Origin of the sequence: Streptomyces sp. NPDC092370, from assembly GCF_044755265.1 — a bacterium.
GTDB lineage: Bacteria > Actinomycetota > Actinomycetes > Streptomycetales > Streptomycetaceae > Streptomyces.
Genome location: NZ_JBIVQO010000008.1, coordinates 336,556 through 358,152 on the forward strand (window position 1 = coordinate 336,556; position 21,597 = coordinate 358,152).

The 21,597-nt window shown below is 72.3% G+C and carries 17 protein-coding genes and 1 riboswitch; of the genes, 8 read left to right on the forward strand and 9 right to left on the reverse strand.

Annotated elements, in window-relative coordinates:
* Window positions 1-40: 40 nt before the first annotated feature.
* Both ACIQHQ_RS25150 and ACIQHQ_RS25155 read left to right on the forward strand, forming a co-directional pair.
* The gene (locus tag ACIQHQ_RS25150; protein ID WP_402615266.1) at window positions 41-1,393 is read left to right on the forward strand and encodes a hypothetical protein; all 1,353 of its coding nucleotides are present in this window, start codon (window positions 41-43) and stop codon (window positions 1,391-1,393) included.
* Window positions 1,394-1,531: 138 nt separating this feature from the next.
* Window positions 1,532-2,062, forward strand: coding sequence for a DoxX family protein (locus ACIQHQ_RS25155; protein WP_402615269.1), 531 nt, complete (start codon window positions 1,532-1,534; stop codon window positions 2,060-2,062).
* Window positions 2,063-2,091: 29 nt separating this feature from the next.
* On the opposite strand, the gene ACIQHQ_RS25160 is transcribed toward ACIQHQ_RS25155, so the two are convergent.
* A complete protein-coding gene (locus tag ACIQHQ_RS25160) occupies window positions 2,092-2,313 on the reverse strand; it encodes a hypothetical protein (protein ID WP_402615272.1) in 222 nt (73 codons plus the stop codon).
* The gene (locus ACIQHQ_RS25165; RefSeq protein ID WP_402615275.1) at window positions 2,300-3,745 is read right to left on the reverse strand and encodes a PspC domain-containing protein; all 1,446 of its coding nucleotides are present in this window, start codon (window positions 3,743-3,745) and stop codon (window positions 2,300-2,302) included. Before ACIQHQ_RS25165 ends, ACIQHQ_RS25160 begins: the two co-directional genes overlap by 14 nt.
* A gap of 178 nt (window positions 3,746-3,923) precedes the next feature.
* Here ACIQHQ_RS25165 and ACIQHQ_RS25170 point away from each other — a divergent pair, with 178 nt between their 5' ends.
* Window positions 3,924-5,216, forward strand: a complete 1,293-nt coding sequence (locus ACIQHQ_RS25170; protein ID WP_402615278.1) for a PspC domain-containing protein — start codon at window positions 3,924-3,926, stop codon at window positions 5,214-5,216.
* Complete coding sequence (locus tag ACIQHQ_RS25175; RefSeq protein ID WP_402615281.1) at window positions 5,213-5,953, forward strand: LuxR C-terminal-related transcriptional regulator; 741 nt, start codon at window positions 5,213-5,215, stop codon at window positions 5,951-5,953. Before ACIQHQ_RS25170 ends, ACIQHQ_RS25175 begins: the two co-directional genes overlap by 4 nt.
* 9 nt (window positions 5,954-5,962) lie before the next feature.
* Here ACIQHQ_RS25175 and ACIQHQ_RS25180 read toward each other — a convergent pair whose 3' ends face one another.
* Window positions 5,963-7,021, reverse strand: a complete 1,059-nt coding sequence (locus tag ACIQHQ_RS25180; RefSeq protein ID WP_402615283.1) for an NlpC/P60 family protein — start codon at window positions 7,019-7,021, stop codon at window positions 5,963-5,965.
* 420 nt (window positions 7,022-7,441) lie between these two features.
* Between ACIQHQ_RS25180 and ACIQHQ_RS25185 the strand changes: the two genes are divergently transcribed.
* Complete coding sequence (locus ACIQHQ_RS25185) at window positions 7,442-7,795, forward strand: hypothetical protein (protein WP_390987832.1); 354 nt, start codon at window positions 7,442-7,444, stop codon at window positions 7,793-7,795.
* On the opposite strand, the gene ACIQHQ_RS25190 is transcribed toward ACIQHQ_RS25185, so the two are convergent.
* Window positions 7,773-8,708, reverse strand: a complete 936-nt coding sequence (locus ACIQHQ_RS25190; protein WP_402615286.1) for a hypothetical protein — start codon at window positions 8,706-8,708, stop codon at window positions 7,773-7,775. The genes ACIQHQ_RS25185 and ACIQHQ_RS25190 overlap by 23 nt on opposite strands.
* A 300-nt stretch (window positions 8,709-9,008) precedes the next feature.
* Entirely contained in the window at window positions 9,009-10,184 is a 1,176-nt protein-coding gene (locus ACIQHQ_RS25195) for an NlpC/P60 family protein (RefSeq protein WP_402615288.1), read from the reverse strand.
* A gap of 7 nt (window positions 10,185-10,191) precedes the next feature.
* A riboswitch (cyclic di-AMP (ydaO/yuaA leader) is annotated at window positions 10,192-10,365 on the reverse strand.
* 314 nt (window positions 10,366-10,679) lie between these two features.
* On the opposite strand from ACIQHQ_RS25195, the gene pcrA reads away from it, so the two are divergent.
* Window positions 10,680-13,196, forward strand: a complete 2,517-nt coding sequence (gene pcrA, locus ACIQHQ_RS25200; protein ID WP_402615290.1) for a DNA helicase PcrA — start codon at window positions 10,680-10,682, stop codon at window positions 13,194-13,196.
* A gap of 59 nt (window positions 13,197-13,255) precedes the next feature.
* Here pcrA and ACIQHQ_RS25205 read toward each other — a convergent pair whose 3' ends face one another.
* Complete coding sequence (locus ACIQHQ_RS25205) at window positions 13,256-14,791, reverse strand: M23 family metallopeptidase (RefSeq protein WP_402615293.1); 1,536 nt, start codon at window positions 14,789-14,791, stop codon at window positions 13,256-13,258.
* 219 nt (window positions 14,792-15,010) lie between these two features.
* On the reverse strand, window positions 15,011-15,874 hold the full coding sequence (locus tag ACIQHQ_RS25210) for an esterase/lipase family protein (RefSeq protein ID WP_402615296.1): 864 nt from the start codon (window positions 15,872-15,874) through the stop codon (window positions 15,011-15,013).
* A gap of 524 nt (window positions 15,875-16,398) precedes the next feature.
* On the opposite strand from ACIQHQ_RS25210, the gene ACIQHQ_RS25215 reads away from it, so the two are divergent.
* Window positions 16,399-16,815, forward strand: a complete 417-nt coding sequence (locus ACIQHQ_RS25215) for a cobalamin B12-binding domain-containing protein (protein ID WP_402615299.1) — start codon at window positions 16,399-16,401, stop codon at window positions 16,813-16,815.
* Between the two features lie 221 nt (window positions 16,816-17,036).
* Here ACIQHQ_RS25215 and ACIQHQ_RS25220 read toward each other — a convergent pair whose 3' ends face one another.
* Together ACIQHQ_RS25220 and ACIQHQ_RS25225 are read right to left on the reverse strand one after the other, a co-directional pair.
* Complete coding sequence (locus ACIQHQ_RS25220; RefSeq protein ID WP_402615300.1) at window positions 17,037-18,716, reverse strand: DUF5691 domain-containing protein; 1,680 nt, start codon at window positions 18,714-18,716, stop codon at window positions 17,037-17,039.
* 207 nt (window positions 18,717-18,923) lie between these two features.
* Window positions 18,924-20,279, reverse strand: a complete 1,356-nt coding sequence (locus ACIQHQ_RS25225) for an SWIM zinc finger family protein (RefSeq protein ID WP_402615303.1) — start codon at window positions 20,277-20,279, stop codon at window positions 18,924-18,926.
* Between the two features lie 145 nt (window positions 20,280-20,424).
* On the opposite strand from ACIQHQ_RS25225, the gene ACIQHQ_RS25230 reads away from it, so the two are divergent.
* Window positions 20,425-21,555 carry an AAA family ATPase gene (locus tag ACIQHQ_RS25230; protein ID WP_402615306.1) on the forward strand — a complete coding sequence of 377 codons (1,131 nt, stop codon included), beginning with the start codon at window positions 20,425-20,427 and terminating at the stop codon, window positions 21,553-21,555.
* Window positions 21,556-21,597: the final 42 nt, after the last annotated feature.

Below are 21,597 nucleotides of genomic sequence, written 5' to 3' on the forward strand. Positions count from 1 at the left end.
GCCGGCGGTGGTTGGGTCGCGGGAAGGGCGGGCGTCGGGCGTGGCGGTGCGGGAGGCGGGACAAGGCGGCGCGGACGCGGGCGGTTACGCGGGTGCCCATGCCGGGGGGTACTCGGGTGGTCGGACCGGCGGGCAGCCGGGCGGCTCCGGGAGCGACCACGGAGGCGGGTGCGCCTGTGGGGACTGCCCGCACGGTGCGCGCGAAGGGCACCGGCGGGCCGTCGCCGCGTTCCTGCGCCGACGGGACGAGTTCGCGGCCGGGCAGGGGCTGCCGGCCGCCGTGGCCCACTCCGCGTCGGCGTCCCGCCAGTGGGTCTCCGAGGAACTGGCGCAGTCCGCCGAGTACGTCGCCGAACGGGGGCGGGCCGAGGGACATGCCTGGCTGACGGGCCTGTGGCGGCGCACTTCGGGTGTGGTGGGGGCGGCCGTGGTGCTGCTGCTCCTCGGGCAGGCCCTCACGGCGGTCGGGGCGGGCTGGACGGCGGCGCGTACGGCCGGCCTGGCCGCGGCGCTGGTGACGGCCCTGTCGCTGACCGCCGCTTCGTGGTTCCACCGCGCCAAGGGCGGGGTGCTGGCGCCCCTGATCGGTGAGGACAACCGGCTGTCCACGTCCCGAACGGTCGCCGCGGCCTGGGTGCTCTTCGTGGCCTACGCGGTCCTCGTCCTCGCGGGGCGGCTGGCCGCCGCCTCCCACCACCGGGAGCGGGACGCGCTGATCTCCGGGCTGGACCTCGCCCGGGGTGCCGGGGTCGTGACCGTGCTCGCCGTGGTATGCGGGATCGCCGTGCTCGTGCGGCGGGTGGTGGGACTGCGGGTCCTGGGGCAGCGGCTGCAGAAGGTACGCGCCGACCGGCCCCGGGCCGCCGACCTGCTGACCGACGACGCGGGGCGGGGCACCTTCGCCGACATCCAGTACGTCGTGATCAGCGGTGTCGCCCTGGTCTTCGCCGCGGTGCGGCTGGCCAGGCGGCCGGAGCAGCTGCCGGACCTGCCGTGGGGCCTGACGCTGGTCATGCTGGTGTCGGCGGCGACGTATCTGGCCGGCAAGTACGCGGAGGGCGGCCGGCCGGTCATCCTTTCCGTGGTCCGGGCCCGGGAGGCGGGTGACCTGGACGGGCCGATCCGCACCGGGGACGACATCGAGATCCGGGGCGCCGGGTTCGTGCCGCCGGGCGCACAGGGGGCCGACCGGCTGGCCCGGATGGTCGTGCGCGTGGGCGTCGTCCATGTCCACGTGCCGCTGGTGCCGGTGCCCGGCGGGTTCCGCAACCCCACGGACACCCGGCTGACGGTCCCGGTGCCGGCGGACGTGGAACCGGGGAGGGTGGAGGTGCAGGTGGTCACGGCGGCCGGGGTGGAGACCAATCGTTACGCGGTCGACGTCACCGAGTGAGTGAGGACGCCCCCGGGCGCCCCCACCGCCGGCGCGACGGGAAGAAGCCGTCCGCCCGGGGATGAGCGCGCTTCGTCCGTCGTACGTATGGTCTGTCGAAGGGGCTCGGCACCGGCGGGCGAGAGGCGGCCACCAACGATGACTCACGGTATGCGAACGGACACGCGCACCCCGCACTTCGGCGAGGGAGGAAGCTGGCGGGACAACGCCACCCGCTACGCCCTGCTGCCCCTGCGCATCTTCCTCGGCGTCACCTTCCTCTACGCCGGTCTGGACAAACTCACCGACAGCGCGTTCATGAAGGACTCCGGCACCGGGTCGATCGGCGACATGATGCGTGCCGTACGGGACTCCTCCGCCCTTCCCGCCCTGGTCGACCTCTCCCTCAAGAGCCCGGTCGGTTTCGGCTACGCCATCGCGTTCGGAGAACTGGCCGTCGGTCTCGGCACCCTGCTCGGACTGCTCGCCCGGCCGGCCGCGCTCGGCGGCGCGCTGATCTCCCTCAGCCTGTGGCTGACCGTGAGCTGGGCCTCCGACCCGTACTACTACGGCAACGACCTCGCCTACCTCATGGCCTGGACCCCTTTGATCCTGGCGGGCGCACCCCTGCTGTCCGTCGACGCCGCGCTGCGGACGCGACGACGGCAGCGCAGCGGCGGATACCGGTAAGCGGATACCGGTAACAGGCCCGCTCACCGTCACGCCGGGTCGGCGCCCGAACGGCTTGCCCGGCGGCGCCGTACGCGGCCGGTCAGGAGCGCCACCGCGCCCGCCAGGCACAGCCCGCCCGCCACCAGGGGGATCGCCACGAACCACGGGATCTGCCAGGCGTCGCCCGCGTCGCCCGCGTAGAGGACGCCCACCAAGACCAGGACGGCGCCGGCGACCAGCTTTCCGGGCCGGAATTCATGACGTAGCACGGGTCACCTCCGCCTGTCCCATACCGACCTGGAGATCCAGGTCGATGGTGCCGGACTTCTTCGAGCCCTCGGCGGGGGAGAGGGTGATCTCCTTGTGGCGGCCCGGCTGCACGTCCACGTCCTTCGGATCGTCGCCCGGCAGCTGGAGGTCGCCGATGCCCACCTCGACGCTCAGCCGCACGGTCACGTCCTTGGGCACGAGCACCCTGATCCGGCCCACGCCGACCTCCGCCCGCGTCGTCACCGTCTGCTTGCCGGTCACGTCCAGCCTGCTCAGATCCAGCGTGCCGACGCCCGTGCCCAGTTCGTAGCGCTGCCGTACGTCCGCCGCCGTGGCGGGCTGCCAGGTGGTGCGCGACCAGTGGGTGTCGATGTCCTTGGGCACGGCCGCCGCGCCGGCGAGCAGTCCGGCCGTGACGATCGCCAGGAAGATCGATCCGGCACCGGTCCGGCCCAGGAAGGCGCTGACGGCTATGCCCAGGCCAAGGACGGCGAGCGCGCAGGCCAGCCCCGTCTGGAGGCTGGTGCCGAGCGGGTGCCCGTCCCAGGTGCGGCTGGTGCCCAGGGCCCCCGCGAGCAGGGCCAGCAGGAAGACCCAGCCGCCGATCCAGCGGGGTCCGTGCGCACGGGGCGGCCGGGGGCGCGGGGCGGGTAGGTCCTCGCGCGCGCCCGGCCGGGTGCCGAGGCTGATGTCGGCGGCCGCCGCTACGTCCAGGTCGTGGGTGTCCCGGGGCCCCCACAGATACCCCGTGCCGCCGATGTGGGTGCCGTCCTTGACGATCGGGTCACGCCACCAGGAGGGGGCGGTGAGGAGCACCGGCGGCGCCTGGGGCTCCGGTGGGGCGTCGGCGACGGCCTGGGCGGCCAGCTGGTCGGGGCTGGGGGCGCCGCGCTGGCGCGACCAGTAGCCGGCGCCCGCGAGGAGGAGGGAGAGGACGACGGCGAAGGTCAGCACACCGCCGTTGTTCAGCATGGTCAGGAACACCCCGCACCCCACCAGCGCGAACAGCACGGCCGCCAGGGCCTGGCCGTCGACGCGGCCGGTGAGCAGTTTGCGGACCTCGTTCTCCTCGCCGTCGTACGGGACGAAGAGCCAGGCGAAGCCGTAGAAGATCAGGCCGATGCCGCCGGTGGCGGAGAGCACGGCGAGGGTGATGCGGAAGATCACCGGGTCCATGTCGCACTGCCGTCCGAGCCCGGCGCAGACACCGGCCAGGGTCTTGTGCCGGCGGTCGCGGCGGAAGGCATGCGGCGGACCGGCCGGGACGGCTTCCTCGGCCGGTCCGCCGGGTGCTCCTCCCTGCTCTCCCGCGTCCGCGCTCCCGGGCGCGGAGCCCGCGGCGGGCGCGGCATCCTGCGGCCCGGCGCCCGCAGCGGGACGCGGGCCGGAGCCGGGTCCCGGACCCGTCGCGGCGTGCTCGTGATCGGTCATGGGTCCATGGTGACGGGCGCGACGCCCGGGCGGGAGCCGGAACGACCCTGGCCGGACCCTGATATCGGCCCTGAGAGGCGGCTCGGGAACCGTTCCAGGGGAGGCCTGGGGGAGATCAGGGGAGCCCTAGGGGTCGACCCTGATGCTCCGGCCTCTCGCCCATGTGACCATCAATGGCATGTCGGAAGCCGCAGCAGCGCCACTCGCCGAACCGCGGCCGCCGCGCAAGCTCTACCGCAGCGGTGACGGACGCTGGCTCGGGGGCGTCGCGCGAGGGCTCGCCGGGCACCTCGGGCTGCCCGTGATCTGGGTCCGGCTGGTCTTCGTCGGCCTGTTCATGGCCGACGGCCTCGGCGCTCTGCTGTACGCCGCGTTCTGGTTCTTCGTGCCGCTCGGGGTCGGCGGTGTCGAGGCGCAGAAGCCGCCGTCGCCCCTGGCCGCGGAGACCTCGCCCGACGGCCGCCGCAGAGTGGTCGCGCGCAGACCCGACAAGGGCCAGATCGTGGCCCTGCTCCTCATGGTCGTGGTGGCCATGGTCTTCGTGGGCAATGTGAACCTCAGCGGCGGAGCCAGGGCGTATCTGTGGCCGATGGTGCTCGTCGGCGCGGGCGTCGCCCTGGTCTGGCGGCAGGCGGACAACGCCCGCCGGGCCCGCTGGGCCGAGGTCGGCCGCCGTCGGCGCACGGTGACGCTGCTGCGCTCGGTGGGCGGCGTGCTGCTGGTGACGGCCGGCGTCTCCGGCATCTTCGTCCTCCAGGGCTCCGCTGCCCACCTCGGCTCCGTCCTGCAGGCGGCCCTCGCGGTCCTCGTCGGGATAACGCTCCTCGCGGGCCCGTATCTCGTCCGCATGACGCAGGACCTCTCCGAGGAGCGCCTGATGCGCATCCGTGCCCAGGAGCGCGCGGAGGTCGCCGCCCATGTGCACGACTCGGTGCTGCACACGCTCACCCTGATCCAGCGCAACGCGGAGAACGCGAACGAGGTGCGCCGTCTGGCGCGTGCCCAGGAGCGTGACCTGCGCACCTGGCTCTACAAGCCCGAGGGCACCGGCAAGGACGAGGCCGACGAACCGACCACCCTCGCCGACGCCGTGCGGCGCAACGCGGCCGAGGTGGAGGACAAGCACGGAGTGCCCCTCGAGGTCGTGGTCGTGGGCGACTGCCCGCTCGACGAGAGGATCGCCGCACAGATGCAGGCCGCGCGCGAAGCAATGGTGAACGCCGCCAAGTACGGTGGCGAGGGCGGAGCCGTACAGGTCTTCGCCGAGGTGGAGGCGAGGACGGTGTTCGTGTCCGTCCGGGATCGCGGTCCCGGCTTCGACCTCGACTCGATACCCGCCGACCGGATGGGTGTCAGAGAATCGATCATCGGCCGCATGGAGCGCCACGGAGGTACGGCGCGGTTGCGCGCGGTGCCGGACGGCGGCACGGAGGTCGAGCTGGAGATGGAGAGGGCGGAGAAGACGTCATGAGCGACCCGACCGAGACGAACGGTACGGCGGGATCGGCGGAGGCGGCCGGGCCCGCGGCCCCGGGCGGCGGGCCCGGGCGTCACGTGCGCGTGGTCCTGGTGGACGACCACCGCATGTTCCGCACGGGGGTCCAGGCCGAGATCGGGCAGACCGAGCAGACCGGTGTCGAGGTCGTAGGAGAGGCCGCGGACGTCGACCAGGCCGTCACGGTCATCACCGCGACCCGGCCCGAGGTGGTCCTCCTCGACGTGCACCTGCCCGGTGGGGGCGGCGTCGAAGTGCTGCGGCGCTGCGCCCCGTTGATGGGCGACACCGAGCAGCCGGTCCGCTTCCTCGCGCTGTCCGTGTCGGACGCCGCGGAGGACGTGATCGGCGTGATCCGCGGCGGGGCCCGCGGATACGTCACCAAGACGATCACCGGCACCGACCTCGTCGAGTCGATCTTCCGCGTCCAGGAGGGCGACGCCGTCTTCTCCCCGCGCCTGGCCGGGTTCGTCCTGGACGCCTTCGCCTCCACGGACGCCCCACCGGTCGACGAGGACCTGGACCGCCTCACCCAGCGCGAGCGCGAGGTGCTGCGGCTCATCGCCCGGGGATACGCCTACAAGGAGATCGCCAAGCAGCTGTTCATCTCCGTGAAGACGGTCGAGTCCCACGTCTCGGCGGTGCTGCGCAAGCTCCAGCTGTCGAACCGGCATGAGCTGACGCGCTGGGCGACGGCCCGCCGGCTGGTGTGACGCCGGTCCTCACACCACCCGCGTCGCCCCCGCGAACGGCATCTCGTCGAGCGGGGCGACGCGTACCGGCGCCGAGGGGTTCGGCGCGTGGATCATCCGCCCGTTGCCCACGTAGATGCCCACATGGCTGATGCCGGCGTAGAAGAAGACCAGGTCGCCCGGGAGGAGTTCGGAGCGGGAGACGCGGCGGCCGGCGGCGATCTGGGAGTACGTCGTGCGGGGCAGGGAGACGCCCGCGGCGCGGTACGCGGCCTGGACCAGGCCCGAGCAGTCGAAGGCGTTCGGGCCGGTGGCGCCCCACACATAGGGGCTGCCGAGCTTCTGGTAGGCGTAGGAGACGGCGGCGGACGCGCGGGAGCCGGGCGCCTGGGGCGAGGTGGAGCCGGCGGCCGCCACATTGTCCCGCGCGCCCGTCGAGCGTGAGGACCGCTCCGGCGAAACGCCGAGCCGGGAACGTTCCTGCGGGTCGAGCCGGGACAGCAGCTGCCGGGCGGAGCCCAGCTTGCCGGTGATCGTCTTCTTGTGCCGCTTCAGCTCCGTCTGCCGCGACCTCAGGGAGGTCAGCTCGATGTGGGCGGCCCCGCGCAGCTGCTCGATCTCCCGGAGCTGTCTGCGCACGCCCGCGACGGCGGCGTGCTGCCGGTTGCCGGCCCGCTCGACGAACTCGGCGTTCTGCAGGTACCGGTCGGGGTCGTCGGACAGGGCGAGCTGCATCGCGGGGTCGAGACCGCCTGCGCGGTACTGCGCGGCGGCGACCGACCCGAGGGCTTCACGTGACGAGCTGAGCCGTTCCTCCGTGCGCGCCGCCCGGTCCTGGAGGTCCCTCAGCCGCTGCCCGGCCGCTTCGGCCTTCTCCTTCGCGCCGTTGTACTTCTCGGTGGCGACCTCCGCCTGCTGGTACAGCTTGTCCACCTCGGCCTTGACCTGGCCGGGGGTGAGCTGTGGGTCGGCGTGTCCGGTCCCGTCGAAGCCCGTCGCCGTCGCCGCGCCCGCCAGGGCGATCGTGGCGGCCGTTCGGGCCTTGCTGCCACCCATTGCGCGCTGTCGGGGCTTGCGGTGCGCTGCCACCTGGAGGCCACGTCCTTTCCTCGACCGCCGGTCGGTGCGTGCGGCCGCCGGGGGGAGCGGACGGGCGGCCTGCGCGTCCGGCGACGGCCCGCACAGGGGGAGCGGACCGCCGCCGGACTTCTCGGCGGTGGTGTCCGACTGCCGCCCCTGGCCCGGGCGGCGGTGGGGAGCCGGGCACCTGGAGGGGACGCTAAGCGCCGCCGTGGCGGGCCGGTGGCAGGTGTGCGGAAGTGATTCGAGAGGACCGACGGTGACCGTATGCGACCGCGGTCCCGCCCCGAGCCCGTCTACTTCACTCAGCGTGATGACCGATGCGTCGCATCGCGGGCGAGTGACCCTGATCGGGTGCTATGGGGCGCATATATGCGTCAGTGGCCCGGTGTCGGGCGGTCTCCGAGCCCCTGATTAGGCTCCGGCCCCATGGACGTACTCATCCACCTCTTCGTCGGCCTCCACATCATCGGCATCGCCTCGCTCCTGGGCGGCTTCCTGACCCAGATGAAGGCGATGGGCGAGGGGACCGCACGCTACACCCCCGCGATGCTGCACGGCGCGCTGACGATGCTGGTCACCGGTGTGATCCTGGTGGGCCTCAACCAGGCCGACGACCAGTCCGTGAACAACGTCAAGATCGGCGTGAAGCTGGCCCTGCTGATCGTGATCCTGGGCCTGGTCTACGTGAAGCGGGACGACGAGAAGGTGGACAAGGGCCTCTTCGGCCTGGTCGGTCTGCTGACGACGGCGAACATCTTCATCGCCGTGCTCTGGACCTGATCCGGGAGCGCCGAGCGCGGGCCGAGGCGAGCGCCCAGGCCGTGCACCCGACCCAGGCGGCCACCGCGACCCACAGCAGCGCCTCTCCGGCGACGCCGAGCCAGGGGGCGTCCAGGGCGTCGGCGACGGCCAGGGCGGCCGCCGCCGTCACGACCGCGGCGAACACCGTCGACCAGCGCCGCACGTCGTACTGGTGCCGGGGCCAGAAGAGCTCGGCGAGGAACAGGGCGACGCACGCGATCAGGGCGAGCACGAGCAGCGTGACGGTCGTCGTGCGCAGGGAGTCGGTGTTCTCCTCGTTCCACAGGTACAGGTGTGCGCTGTCGGCGCTGAGGAGCTTCGCCCCGGCCAGTGAGGAGAGGGCGAGGGCGCCGGCCGCGAGCCAGTGATCGCCGCGCCCTTCCTCCACCTGCCGGGGCTGGAAGCGGAACAGTGCGAGGCAGTAGAGCGCGAGGCCCAGCCAGAACAGGACCAGGGCCGCGTGGGCGAGCCAGGCCACCGCATCCGCAGCGGCGAGCGTGGCGCCGAGCACGGCGAGGCCCTGGGTGGCCACGCAGCGCAGGAAGACCGTTCCGCGCCGCCCTGTGGCCTGCACGCCGAGCAGCGCCGCCCAGAGCAGCATGGCGAGTGCCAGCAGCGCCTCGGCGAGCGGCTGCGGACCGGTCGCGGAGAAGCCGGTGCCGAGCACGGCGGTCGTCGCCACGGTGGTGAGCGCCGCCGCCATCTCCGCCCGCCACTCGCCGTGGGCCCGCTGGGCGAGGCCCGTGGCCGCCACCAGCCAGGCCGTACAGGCCAGAGCGAGGGTGATGCGGGAGAGGACCTCGTAGCCCGCCGAGTCGAGACCGACCGACACGACACCGGTCGCCAGCGCATACGTCGCCCACCAGGTGGCAAACGGGGAGGGACCGGACATGGTGCCGATGCTAGTGCCGCGGCAGGCAACGTTCGCCCCGTCGCGACGCCCGGCACGCTCCCTTGAGCTCTGCGAGCAGGGGGCACCCCCACTCGCCGCACCGGCCGAAAACCCAAGCGCATCCCGTACGAGGACGTCCGGCCGGCACTTTCCCGAGCTCTTCGAACAGGGGGCACCCCCAGAGCACGCACCGGACGCCGCGCCTCAACGGGCAAACGTTGCCTGCCGCGGCACTGGAGGGCGTCGGACGCGCGAGGAGAGGGGCACGCGCACGTGCCCCTCACATCGCGACGAGACCGCTCAGGCCGGCCGCACCACGCTGTGGACGGCCGACTCACCGTCGTAGAAGATCGACTCCTCGCGCACGTACGTGCCGGGCTTCGGGGCGTGGATCATCATGCCGTTGCCGATGTAGATCCCGACGTGGGTGACATCGTCGTAGAAGAAGACAAGGTCGCCGGGCTGGGCCTGGGAGAGCGGGACCGTGGTGCCGGCGTCGACCTGGTCGTAGGTGGTGCGCGGCAGGTCGACGCCCGCGGCCTTCCAGGCGGCCTGGGTGAGGCCGGAGCAGTCGTAGGAACCGGGCCCGACGGCGCCCCACACGTACGGCTTGCCGATCTGGGCGCGCGCGAAGGCGAGCGCCTTGTCGGCCTTGGTGGCGTACGAGGAGTCGGCCGGGACCGTCGAGGTGGACGAACCGGAGCCCGACGGCCCCGACGACGAGCCGCCCTCCTGCTGCCGCGCGGCCTCTTCCTGTGCCTGCTGCCGCGCGGCCTGCTGCCGGGCCAGCTCGTCGGCCTTGCGCGCGGCCTCCTCCCGCTGCTCCCTCTCGATCGCCGCGAGCCGCGCCTTCTCCTCGGCGGTCAGCCTCGACATCAGCTCGCGCGCGTCCGCGAGCTTGCGCTGGACGGTGGCCTTGGCCGTCTTCAGATCGCCCTGCGACTCGGTGAGCGTCTCCAGGCTCTCGGTGGCCTCCTGACGCTTCTTCATCGTTTCGGACTGCTGCGTGACGTAGTCGTCGACCGCGACCTTCTGACGGCCCGTCATCCGGTCCATCAGCTGGGCCTGGTCGAAGTAGTCCTGCGGGGTGTCCGCGAGCAGGAACGTCGCCGTGTCCGGGGCGGCGACACCGGTGCGGTACTGGGCGGAGGCGTAGGAACCGAGCTGATCACGCGCCTCGTTGAGCTTCTGTGTGCGCTGGGCCACGTCGTCCAGGAGGGTGTCGACGCGCTTGCGCTGCTTCGCGGTCTTCTCCTTGGCCGCGTTGTACTTGTCGGTCGCCGACTCGGCCTGCCGGTACAGGTCGTCGACCTTCTTCTCGACTTCCTCCAGGCTGGGCTTGCCGTCGGCCTCGGGAGTGGCGTTGGCCGACTGGGACAGCAGGGCCACGGAGGTGAGGGCCGCCGTTGCGAGGGCGGGGGTCCGTATGCCTGCTACGCGCGTACCCGTAGGACGCGACTTGCGGTGCGACGCCAAGGGAGGCGACTCCTTCCACGTTCCGCCTACCGGGTTAGCTGTCGGGTTCGGGCGGATGGTTCGGAAGGGTTGCCCTACGGCCTTCTCCGCACAGGGAGTCGGGCCGATTCACCCCAGGTTCACGGTTGGGTCCCCGGCTCCGGCTGCCGCTGCGGCACACCGGACTCGGCGGAGGCCGCGCGGCCCGGCGACGTTCGCCGGTGGGGGTCATGCGGCCTGGTCGCACCGTAGCCAATTCGTGTGGCCCCTGTGAAGGTTGATGGGTGATATGCCCGATACATTTTCGTGACCTCCCCCATGAGCGTTGCGCACAGTGACTGATCGAGGGAGTTTGGTCATGAGTTATCCGCAATTGGATCAGGCGTAGCAGCCTGTGATCATGCCGTCATGCAGGGCGATAACGCGCCGCCGGATGGCCGACGGGAGCCCGTGCGCGCGGCGATGTTTCCAGGGCGGCGGCGGGCTGTCAGTGGGGCGCCCTAGACTCGGAGAGCGATGAGCAGCCTCTTTGACGACAACTTCCTGGCGAACCTCCAGGCCCAGCGGGGCCCCGCGGACGAGCCCTCGCCGCCACCCGAGGACGATCACGTACCGGAGTCGATTCCGGACGATCTGTTCGGCGGGAAGTTCGACCTGCCCCCGGACCGATGGGGGTCCCCCCGCTCGAGCGGAGCCGAGAGCGGGGGAGGCTACTACCGGGACGGCGCCCCCCGCCCGGTGGTGGACACCGCCACCCTCCTGGAAGGGCTGAACGACAACCAGCGCGCCGCCGTCATCCACTCCGGCTCCCCGCTGCTCATCGTGGCCGGCGCCGGCTCCGGCAAGACCCGCGTGCTCACGCACCGCATCGCCCACCTGCTCGCCGAGCGGGACGTGCACCCGGGCCAGGTCCTCGCGATCACCTTCACCAACAAGGCCGCCGGCGAGATGAAGGAGCGCGTCGAGCAGCTCGTCGGCCCGCGCGCGAACGCCATGTGGGTCATGACGTTCCACAGCGCGTGCGTGCGCATCCTGAGGCGGGAGAGCAAGAAGCTCGGCTTCACCTCGTCCTTCTCGATCTACGACGCCGCCGACTCCAAGCGTCTGATGGCCCTGGTCTGCCGCGACCTGGACCTCGACCCCAAGCGCTTCCCGCCGAAGTCCTTCAGCGCCAAGATCAGCAACCTGAAGAACGAGCTGATCGACGAGGAGGACTTCGCCGCCCAGGCCACCGACGGCTTCGAGAAGACCCTCGCCCAGGCCTACGCCATGTACCAGTCGCGGCTGCGCGAGGCGAACGCCCTCGACTTCGACGACCTGATCATGACGACGGTCAATCTGCTGCGCGCCTTCCCGGACGTCGCCGAGCACTACCGCCGACGCTTCCGCCACGTGCTGGTGGACGAGTACCAGGACACCAACCACGCCCAGTACGCCCTGGTCCGCGAGCTGGTCGGCACCTGCGAGCACCCCGTCGACGTACCCCCCGGCCCGGACGACGTGCCGCCGGCCGAGCTGTGCGTGGTGGGTGACGCCGACCAGTCGATCTACGCCTTCCGCGGCGCCACGATCCGCAACATCCTCCAGTTCGAGGAGGACTACCCGGACGCGACGACGATCCTCCTGGAGCAGAACTACCGCTCCACGCAGACCATCCTCAGTGCCGCCAACGCGGTCATCGAACGCAACGAGTCCCGCCGCCCCAAGAACCTGTGGACCAACGCGGGCGCGGGCGCCACGATCACCGGTTACGTCGCCGACACCGAGCACGACGAGGCTCAGTTCGTCGCCGACGAGATAGACCGCCTCACGGACGCCGGAGAGGCCAAGGCCGGCGATGTCGCCGTCTTCTACCGCACCAACGCCCAGTCCCGTGTCTTCGAAGAGGTCTTCATCCGCGTCGGGCTGCCCTACAAGGTCGTCGGCGGCGTCCGCTTCTACGAGCGCAAGGAGGTCCGGGACGTCCTGGCCTACCTGCGGGTGCTGGCCAACCCCGAGGACTCGGTGCCACTGCGCCGGATCCTCAATGTCCCCAAGCGGGGCATCGGCGACCGCGCCGAGGCGATGATCGACGCCCTGTCCCAGCGGGAGAAGATCAGCTTCCCGCAGGCGCTCAAGCGCGTCGACGAGGCGTTCGGCATGGCCGCACGCTCCACCAACGCCGTCAAGCGGTTCAACACACTGATGGAGGACCTCCGCACCATCGTCGAGTCCGGCGCCGGACCGGCCACGGTGCTGGAGGCCGTCCTGGAGCGCACCGGATACCTCGCCGAGCTCCAGGCCTCCACCGACCCGCAGGACGAGACCCGGATCGAGAACCTCCAGGAACTCGCCGCCGTCGCCATGGAGTTCGAGCAGGAGCGCGGCGAGGAGGAGCAGAGCACCCTGTCCGACTTCCTCGAACAGGTCGCGCTGGTCGCCGACTCCGACCAGATCCCCGACGAGGAGGACGGCGACGGCGTCATCACCCTGATGACCCTGCACACCGCCAAGGGCCTCGAGTTCCCGGTCGTCTTCCTGACCGGCATGGAGGACGGCGTCTTCCCGCACATGCGCGCCCTCGGCCAGGCCAAGGAGCTGGAGGAGGAGCGACGCCTGGCCTACGTCGGCATCACCCGTGCGCGCGAGCGGCTGTATCTGACACGGTCCACGCTGCGCAGCGCCTGGGGCCAGCCCTCGTACAACCCGCCCTCCCGGTTCCTGGAGGAGATCCCCGCCACGTACGTGGAGTGGAAGCGGACGGGTGCGACCGGGCCGGCGTCCTCCGGGCCGGTCTCGGCGGTGGCGGCCTCGCTGTCCTCGTCCCGCTCCCGCTCGTCGGCCTCGGGCGCCTCCGGTTTCGCCACGCGGCGCACCTCGGAGAAGCCGGTGGTGTCGCTCGCGGTCGGGGACCGGGTCACGCACGACCAGTTCGGGCTCGGGACCGTCGTCGCGGTCAAGGGCACGGGCGGCAACGCCGAGGCGACGATCGACTTCGGAGACACCAAGCCGAAGCGGCTGCTGCTGCGGTACGCGCCGGTGGAGAAGCTGTAGCCCGGTGAGATGAGCCGGTGAGGCTCCCGCTCACCCGATGAGCGGGGGCTGCCGGGACGCTACGCCGGGTCGATGCCGTGGCTGCGCAGCCACGGGAGCGGGTCGATCGCCGAGCCGCCGCCCGGACGCACCTCGAAGTGCAGGTGTGGGCCGGTGGAGTTGCCGGAGTTGCCGGAGCGCGCGATCGGATCGCCGGCCTTCACGGCCGTACCCGAGGGGACCGTGTAGGTGGAGAGGTGGCAGTACCACGTCTCCGTGCCGTCCTTCGCGGTGAGGATGAGCATGTTGCCGTACGCGCTGTTCCACTGCGTGCGCACGGTGCCGTCGGTGGCGGCCATCACGGTCGTGCCGTACGAGACGGGGAAGTCGATGCCGGTGTGCAGGGACATCCAGTTGATGCCGGACTGGCCGTAGTAGGCGCTGAGTCCGTGCCGCGCGACCGGCAGGGCGAACTTGGGACGCAGCCGCTCCTTGCGGGCCGCTTCCTCCGCCGCCCGCTTCTTCTCGGCCGCCTGCTGGGCCTTGAGGTCGATGCGCTCCTGCGTACGACTGGCCCGGTCGGCGAAGTCGTCGGCGCCGGCGGCGAGGCTCTGCAGCTGGGTGTCCAGCTTGTTGTTGGCAGCGGCAGGCTTGACGGGCTGTGCGTCCGCCGCGGTCGTCCGCGCCTCGGCGGCGCTGTCGTCGGCGAAGCTGCCGACGGAGGCGGCGGCGATCCCGGCGACACCCATCACGCACGCCGAGGGCACCGCGATGGTCATCAGCGCCGAGCGTTTGGGGGGCGTACGGCGGCGGGAACGTGACCCGGCGCGCGAGGCCGCCCGCGGTGACGGAGCGAGGTCGACGTCCTCCTGGCCGTCCAGGAGGGGGGCGACGACGGGCAGTTCGCCGGTGGCGGCCGGTTCGTCGCCGTCCCCGGCGGGGTCCTGGTAGCCGGCCCCGTCGGACTCGTCGTAGGCGGCCTGCTCGAACGTCGCGGTCTCGTGCTGGTCGAAGGTTTCGGCAGAGTGCTCGTACGCCTCGGGGGAAGGCGCGGCGGTGCCGTCGGAGTTCCACTGCGTGGCGTCGTAGGCGCCCGTGTCGAAGGTCTGCGTGCCCCAGTCCCACTGTTGGGTGTGGTCGGCGGGGTTGCCGGACTGGTCGGGCTGGAGCCAGGCGCCTGCTTCCCACTGCCCGGTGGCGTCGGGAGACGGGGCCGGTGACGGGATGGCCGACATCGGCTGCTCGCCCGTCCAGGACGTCGTGTCGTAGACGCCGGTGTCGTAGACGGCGTGGTGCTGGGCCGCGTACGCGTCGTAGTGCGCGTTCTGGTGCGTGCCGGTGGGCCATTGACCAGTGTCGTAGGTGCCCGTGTCATGGCCGCTGCCCGGCATGTCGCCGAAGAGGGGGTCCGTGGCGAAGCTCGTCGTGGCGAGTCCGGAGGCATCGAAACCGGCGCCGTGGGTACCGGAGGTGTCGAATCCGGTGGCGGCGTGGTCGCCGTACGTGGTGAAGTCGCCGTACTGGGCTTCCTCGGTGCCGCGCGACGCGTAGTGCGCCGAAGCGGCGTCGGAAGCCGGAGCCGGGGTCATGGTCCCCGACGGGTGACGGTCGTTCACCAACTTCTCTTTCGCCTCGACAACAGGGGCTGCCAGAGCAGTGCGGCGACTGTACCCGGCGGTACGCGGGCACGACAATCTTCGGCAGGTTTCACGTACGCAGGAAACGGGCATTCGGCCGTGTTTCGGAGGACTGCGGGCACGGGTTTGATTCTGTGTTCGAAGTTTGTTCGATGTTGATCGATGCTTCGGCGTTGTGTGCCCGCTGTGTGGCGAGTCTCAGGCGACCGTCAGGCCGCCGGGGTGTTCGGCGGCCGGTTCACCCGGGTGGGCCGTGTCGAGGACCTGCCGAATGCCGTTGGCGACGGCGGGGTGCACGGGCAGGGCGAGATGGCCGATGCCGGTCACGCGTACGTTCTCCGCCGTCAGGTCGGGATGGTCGATGCGGGCCGTCTCCACCGGGTCCATCACATGGTCCAGGTCGCTCCAGAAGCTGACGAAGTGCGTACGGCAGTCAGGGGCGGGCAGAGCGAGCTCATCGAGCACCGATGAGCCGGGGCGCATCTGGCGCACGATGGGGTGCGCGTTCGCCAGGGGCATCACTCGGGTTCCCGCGTGCGGCGTGCCGAGCGTGACAAGGGTCCGCACGCGCTGGTCGCCGCCGAGGCGCTGTACGTAGTAACGCGCTATCAGACCGCCGAGGCTGTGCCCGACGACATCGACCTGCGGGGAGCCGGTGCGCTCGCAGATCTCCTCGATGTGCCGGCCGAACAACTCGGCCGCGGCGCGGATGTCGCAGGTCAGCGGCGAGTAGTTGAGCGACTCGATCCGCTGCCTGCCGTGCTGGGCGAGGCTGCGGCGCAGCAGGACGAAGACCGAGCGGTTGTCGATGAAGCCGTGCAGCAGGACGACCGGGGGCTTGGCCCGCGTGGGCAGTTGGGCGGCGCCGTCCGTGGGCAGTGCCGGAACGGGGGCGCGTCGCTCCTGGGTGATGCCCGACGGGTAGAGGAGGAGATGCCCGGCCAGGATCGCGAGCTCCAGGGCGGTGGCCTTCACCAGGGCCAGGGGGAGTCCCGCCATCCTGCTCGGCAGCAGGCGCTCGCAGAGCGGCAGAAAGGGCAGAGCAGCCCTGGTGACCTTCATGGCCGACCTCCTGTCGGCACGCCGGAGGACGGCTCCGCCCCCCGTGTGCCCTCGTGGGAAGCGGCTGCGAAGACGGCCGGCGATGACCGCAAGAGCGGCGTGAGCCGCGTGAGCTGCGGGGTTGGATCGCGGCGTGTGGCGTGTGTGACGCCGGAGGTGCGACGGAGGTCCCCGATCGGTGGGGTGACGAGGTTCCCCGCTGGTGTGCCGTGTCTGCCCTGCGTGCTGTACGTGCGGTGCTTGCCCTGCGTGCCTTCGCCGAAGCACCTGACCGCCGCTGTGTGTGGTGGACGGCGCGGCGGTACGGCAACCTCGATGCGGCTCCCCTTGCGCTTGTCCCACCATGTGATTTCCCCCTCGGTATGCGCCGCGAAACTGCCGGTTGCGGGATGCTGGAGATAACGTGCGTTCACTTGCCCGGACGGTTCGGGGTGGGGTGTCCGTGCGGTGCGGCGTGTGCGGCTTGCCCGATGTGTGCGGTACTTGTCGGTACGGATGGATGTAGTCGCTTCATGGAGGCAGTGATGGGTGTGGCAGCCGGTCCGATCCGCGTCGTGGTGGCCAAGCCGGGGCTCGACGGCCACGATCGCGGGGCCAAGGTGATCGCGCGGGCCCTGCGCGACGCCGGTATGGAGGTCATCTACACCGGGCTCCACCAGACTCCCGAGCAGATCGTCGACACGGCGCTCCAGGAGGATGCCGACGCGATCGGGCTGTCCATCCTCTCCGGGGCGCACAACACGCTCTTCGCGGCCGTGATCGACCTGCTCAAGGAGCGGGACGCGCAGGACATCCTGGTCTTCGGCGGCGGGATCATTCCCGAGGCGGACATTCCCCTGTTGAAGGAGAAGGGCGTCGCGGAGATCTTCACTCCGGGCGCGACGACGGCGTCGATCGTGGACTGGGTGCGGACCAACGCGCGCCAGCCCGCCGAAGCGTAGGCCTCCGGCGGCCCGGCCGGGGTCGCCATGTCCAGCCGGGGCCGGAGTCGGAGCCTCCTCGCTTGGGGTGAGACCTTTCGGCGGGACGGCCGCCGTTGGCGGTCGTCCCGTTCGTTGCGGCTGTTCCGTTGGTTCCGGCTGTTCCGGCTGTTCCGGCCGTCGGCACGCTCGGCAGCGGTCGGCTGCTGGTGGGCGGCCGTCGCCGGACGGACGGGCAGGAGTCAGGCCGCTCCCAGCTCCTCGGCCATCGCCGCACGCAGACGCAGTGTCGTGACCAGACGCTGGAAGGCCTCCGCCCAGTAGCCGCCCGCTCCCGGGGACGCGTTCTCCGGTTCGTCCGGCACGGCCAGCAGGGCGTCGAGCCGGGCGCCTTCGGACGGGTCGAGGCAGCGCTCGGCCAGGCCCATGACCCCGCTGAAACTCCATGGATAGCTCCCCGCGTCCCGAGCGATGTTGAGCGCGTCCACCACGGCCCCACCGAGCGGCGCGGCCCAGGGCACCGCGCACACCCCGAGCAGTTGGAAGGCCTCGGACAGGCCGTGCGTGGCGATGAAGCCGGCCACCCACTCGGCCCGTTCCGTGGCGCCCAGCGTCCCGAGCAGCCTGGAGCGTTCGGCCAGTGACACCGCCCCCGGGCCGCCCGCCTCCGGCGCCGACGGCTCGCCGAGCAGTGCGCGTGCCCACTCGGCGTCCTCCTGGCGCACCGCCGCCCGGCACCACGCGGCGTGCAGCTCGCCCTGCCAGTCGTCCGCCACCGGGAGCGCCACGATCTCCCGGGGCGTACGCCCGCCGAGCCGCCGTGACCAGGTTCCGAGCGGTGCCGCCTCCACCAACTGGCCCAGCCACCAGGACCGTTCTCCCCGTCCCGCCGGGGCCTTCGCCACGACGCCGTCGCGCTCCATGGCCGCATCGCACTCGTGCGGCGCCTCGACGACGATCGTCGGGGTGTTCTGCGCGGCTCCCCCCGGTCCGTCCTTCTCGCCGCCGGTCCCCGACGGCGGCGCGGTCAGCATGTGGTCGATGGCGACGCAGGCTTCCGCCCGGACCGCCATGCGTGCGGCGAGCGCCGAACCCGGCAGGGACGACAGCAGCTCCGCCGCCGTCGCCCGGACGTTACGGCTGCGGTCGGCCAGGGCCTGCTCCAGGAACGGCTCGTCGTCCGGGCCCAGGCCCGCGCGCAGGGAGTCGAGGAACATCAGCCGGTCCTCGGCCCGTTCCGTCGCCCAGCTCGTCGTCAGCAGGTCGCGTGCGGCGGCCGGTTCACGGGAGCGCAGCGCGGACAGCAGGGCGACCCGCTCGGCGAACAGGCCCTCCTGCCACAGCCGCTGGATCCTGTCGTCGTCCTCGGGCCGTGGCAGGGCCGCTCCGCCGCCCGGGGTCGCGCGCAGGGCGAAGCGCCAGTCCGGGTTGAGCCGCGCCAGCCACAGGGCCCGCGGCCCCGCGAACTCCAGTGCCGCCGGGCGCAGGTCGGTACGCCCCCGGGCCGCGTCCAGCAGCGCCGGAAGCACCTGCGGAGGCGGTGCAAAACCACGGGCGTTCGCCACCGCGAGCCATTGCGGCAGCAGCTCCACCAGGTCGGGTGCGGCGCCCCGCCGGCCACCGCCGGACGGGCCGGGCCGGTCGGCCAACAGCATCTCGAGTCTGCGGGCGGCCGCCGGCGGCAGGGCCGGACGCGCGTCCTCCGGAGCCGGCTGCGGCCGCTCGGCCGCCCGCGCCGGGCGCAGACCGGCCCGTCGCCGCACGGTCTGCACGGCCGCCGCGTCCAGCAGGGCCACGGGTGCGTCCGGGCCGGGAGCGCTGCCCGGCGGGGTGCGCCGGTCGGTGCCCAGCAGCGCGGTGGTGACGAGCCCCTCCCAGGCGTCCGCGCCGGGCGCGTCCACAGGAGCGGAGGTCCTGGTCATGAGCTTCCTTTCCGCGGGGCACCCGGTGGTTGAAGGCTCGCCCTTATCGGTTGTCCCGCGATGCCTGAAAGATTCGTGGATGTGTGGGATGCGTGCGCCGGGCCCAGCGGCCGGGTGGGGCCGGGGCCGATGACTTGCCGGTGCCGGTGCCGGTACTGGTGTTGGGCGCTGGGTACTGGTACTCGTGCCGGGGCCGGTGCCGTCGGCTCAGCAGAGGGCGACCGCCTCGCCCGGCCCCTCGGACCAAGCCGTCAGCGGCGTGAAGCCCTGGTGGCCGCATTCGCCGAACACCCTGACCGGGGCCCCGCCCGACAGGGCGACCAGCCGCCACAGGCCCGGCCGCGAACGCGCGGCGCGAGTGATCGGCAACGCCGCGTCCTCGTCGGCGTCCGCCAGTTGCCAAGAGCCGCCGTCCGGCGCCGGGACGACCCGGTCCAGCGTCACCGGGACGGACTCCAGCCACGGGTCCTCGCGCAGGGCGTCGCCGTAACGGGCCAGCGCCTGGGACGTCGTCATCCCCGGCGGACGTATCGCCGCGGGCGCGGGTGGGGCGAACTGTTCGCCCAGAGCCACCCGCAGTCGCCCGGCGCCCGGGTACGCGGACACCTCCGCCTCCAGGGCCAGCCCCACCGGCAGTGCCAGCTCCGGGGCGCGTCCGGCGGCGCCATAGGAGAGGAGCAGCACCGTCCGGCGCGAATCGGCGCCGTGCAGCCAGATCCGGCGGGTCGTCAGACGCGAGTCCGTCGTGTCGTACTGCGCGAGGACCAGCCAGCGGTCCCGCAGCGGCGGGCCGTCCGCGGAGGCCGGGAGCCCGATCCGGGAGCGGACCGTGGCGGCGAGGCAGTCCGGGAGCCGCTCGCGGCGCAACCAGCCCTGACCGAGGAGATGCAGCAGCGCACACTCCTCCAGCAACCGCACCGGCCAGCCAGGCCCCGTCGCCGGGATCGCTCCCAACTCCCGCACTCTGCCGGCCAGACCTTGGGCCTGGGCGTCGACCATGCGGGCCGCCGTCTCCTCCCACAGGCCGTACCCCGCCTGCTCCGCCGTCGCCAGGCCGCCCCGCAGCAGATCCTTCAGACGCTGCTCCAGCTCCACGGCGCCCGCCGTGACCCGCTCGGCCCGGCGCTCCGCCCGGCGCCGCGCCGCCTCCGGATCAGCGGACCCGGACGGCGCACCGGAGCCGTCCCCGGCCTTCTTCTCCTCCACGCGCTTGCGCCGCCCCGCCATCCACTGCCCGGCCCACTCCGGCGCCCGCCCCGGCGGCACCGCCGCGTCGTCGCCGGCCCAGAGCAGCAGCAGCCCGAGCGCGTGCTTGCACGGGAACTTGCGGCTCGGACAACTGCACTTGTACGCGGGCCCGGCGGCGTCCGCGATGTCCACGACCGTCTGATACGGCTTGCTTCCGCTGCCCTTGCACAGCCCCCACACCGCCCCCTCGTCGGAACTCCCCGCCTCGGACCACGGCCCCGCCACGCCGAGTTTGCTTCCCGCTTTGCGTGATGCGGCGTCAGGTGCCAGTGCCAGCACCTGGTCCGCCGTCCAGCGCACCCCCTGCTGAGTCATGCCATCGAAGGTAGATCCCACCACTGACAATCGGGTCCGCGAACGCCCCCGGTGGGATGTTTTCGCAGGTCGGAACGCATTGTCAGTGGGGTGGTGCAACGTTGGCGCCAGATCCGAACCGGCCGAGCTGGAGGGGGACTTTGCCATGACTGTGTCCGTTGAGCCGACGTCCGTCGAAGCGGGGGAGACGAACGCGGCCCAGGCGTTGCGACCGCACGCGGAGGACGCCTTCGCCCATGAACTCGCCGCGCTGGCCGCCCAGGACGACCGTCCGCGCCCGGCCCGCTGGAAGCTGTCGCCCTGGGCCGTCGCGACCTACCTGCTCGGAGGCGCCCTGCCGGACGGCACGGTGATCAGCCCCAAGTACGTCGGTCCGCGCCGCATCGTCGAGGTCGCCGTCACCACGCTCGCCACCGACCGCGCCCTGCTCCTGCTCGGCGTGCCGGGCACGGCGAAGACCTGGGTGTCCGAGCATCTGGCGGCGGCGGTCAGCGGTGACTCCACGCTGCTGGTGCAGGGCACCGCCGGCACCCCGGAGGAGGCCATCCGCTACGGCTGGAACTACGCGCAGCTGCTCGCCCACGGCCCGAGCCGCGACGCCCTCGTGCCCAGCCCCGTCATGCGGGCCATGGCGGAGGGCATGACGGCCCGCGTGGAGGAGCTGACCCGGATCCCGGCCGACGTGCAGGACACGCTCATCACGATCCTTTCGGAGAAGACGCTGCCGATACCGGAACTGGGCCAGGAGGTGCAGGCGGTTGGTGGCTTCAACCTGATCGCCACGGCCAACGACCGCGACCGCGGGGTCAACGACCTGTCCAGCGCCCTGCGCCGCCGCTTCAACACCGTGGTGCTGCCGCTGCCGGAGAGCCCCGAGGCCGAGGTCGACATCGTCTCGCGGCGCGTCGACCAGATCGGCCGCTCCCTCGACCTGCCGGCCGCGCCCGAGGGCCTCGACGAGATCCGACGGGTCGTCACGGTCTTCCGTGAGCTGCGCGACGGCGTCACGGCCGACGGCCGGACAAAGCTGAAGTCGCCCAGTGGCACGCTGTCCACGGCCGAGGCGATCTCCGTCGTCACCAACGGCCTGGCCCTGGCAGCCCACTTCGGCGACGGCGTGCTGCGGCCGGGCGATGTCGCCGCGGGCATCCTCGGCGCGGTGGTCCGCGACCCGGCGGCGGACCGCGTCATCTGGCAGGAGTACCTGGAGACGGTCGTCCGCGAGCGCGACGGCTGGAAGGACTTCTACCGGGCCTGCCGCGAGGTGAGCGTGTGAGTGACGCGCGGCGCTGGCCCCGGACGGTGGGGGCGGTGGTCG